This window comes from Streptomyces sp. NPDC058864 (assembly GCF_042742985.1).
GTDB lineage: Bacteria > Actinomycetota > Actinomycetes > Streptomycetales > Streptomycetaceae > Actinacidiphila.
Genome location: NZ_JBHYMQ010000159.1, coordinates 1 through 1,639 on the forward strand (window position 1 = coordinate 1; position 1,639 = coordinate 1,639).

General features: G+C 41.4%; 1 protein-coding gene. It reads left to right on the plus strand.

What is annotated here, in order from left to right:
• Positions 1-1,284 precede the first annotated feature (1,284 nt).
• The coding region (locus ACFW3D_RS42110; RefSeq protein WP_500513785.1) for a hypothetical protein at positions 1,285-1,639 on the plus strand (355 nt) is incomplete at its 3' end.

The window sequence follows — 1,639 nt, forward strand, 5'->3', positions numbered from 1 at the left end:
GCTTTATATATTCAGGTTCAGCAGGAAACTGAATAATAGTTTCTTTTGATGATGAAATAACTTCGCCGGTTTCGTTATTTACTGCATGTGTTTCATGTGTGTATATATGGTTTTTTGTAGGTCTTTTAGAAGACATAATATGTTCCTATAAATAGTTGCTTATTCCCAGTATATACCATTTTAAAAGTATTGTCAATACCCTTAAAAGAGTACAAAGCATACCCCCACACGGTAACGAACTTACTTTTAAAAAAGTACAATTTAGAGCCTTGAAATAGCGAGGGTATACTTTTTTTTACACTCATTTCATACCCCCACAGAGTATAAAACTTACCTCCACAGAGTATAAAACTTACCTCCACAGAGTATAAAAATTGGCTGAAAGCCACGGAATACGTGGTTCCCAGTATCTTATATCTTGTATTACCCTCTTTTGACCTTCGTTATAGCAATCAAAAATAAGGGCATTTTCAGCCCGTTAGATTGCATTCGGATAGGACGGATCTACCGCAACGCGAAGCAGGTTCCACAAGCCTCGTTATGGTGATTGAGTGGGTGGCCTAGGCCGTAGGACGACGGCAAACCATGAGATCAACAGAGCGAGAGCACTGGGGAAAGCCATCGCCCGAATGGGCTGGCGTCCTGTAAATGCGGTAGCTCCGTCGGATCTATGTGCTGCAATCGAGCCTAACGCCTCACTGCGTTCGTTGTTGGGCCATTTGACACGCTTGGCCAAAAAGCCGGCCAACCATGTCAAACGACCTTAATCGGCTCGCTAATGGGCTATCAGGAGCTTCTAGGGTGGAATGGGATCGATGGATCACCATCGTCACTGTCCAACCCGCTTTTGATTTTCGGGGACTGACAGCACACCCCCACATTCCCTGGAGGGAAATGTTCAGGGGTGTAATGGCACCGTTGCCGGTGCTGTTCTGGTGATAAAAGCAAGGGCAACGCAGCTTTTAAAAACAGACAGCCTCTGGAATAAACCGGAACGGTTTATGTAAGACATTGCCGATTTTGATTGTAAGCTTTTGACCTGTTGTAGATCTTGATCTTGATCTTGCTGTTGATCTTCCTCGCGTAGCGAGGCCCATGCACTCGTAGAGTGCTTTAATGGGCTAAAACACTCCTTCGGAATGTGATGTATCAAGGAATAAAATAGAGGCATTTAAAGGCTTTATAAAGCACCAAGTTGCTTTAAAGCACAAGTAGTGCTTTATAAGCACTTGATTATCTGAAAATAAATGTTACAACATGATCATATAACAATGATATCGCACCATGAAAAATTTCGTTTCATTCAATGCCAAGTATTATAAAAATTCAAATGCGTCTGGTGAGATAGGACACGTTCAACGTGCCTTTGCCAAAAATACCAACCAAATAGTCGAATTCGCCAAAGATAATTTTGGTTGTGGCTATAACATCTATGATCGATATAAGGACGTTTTTAATCAAGTAGAAGGTATTAAAAATAAGAAAATACAAAAAACCGCCAATACATTCATGGATGGGGTTTTGTCATTTTCAAGAGATCAGATGATGGAGATCATGAAAGACCCTGACTGGAAAACATCGTTTTCCGATCATATTGAGCAGTTTATGCAAGATGTAAAAGAAAAGACCGGCATGGAGC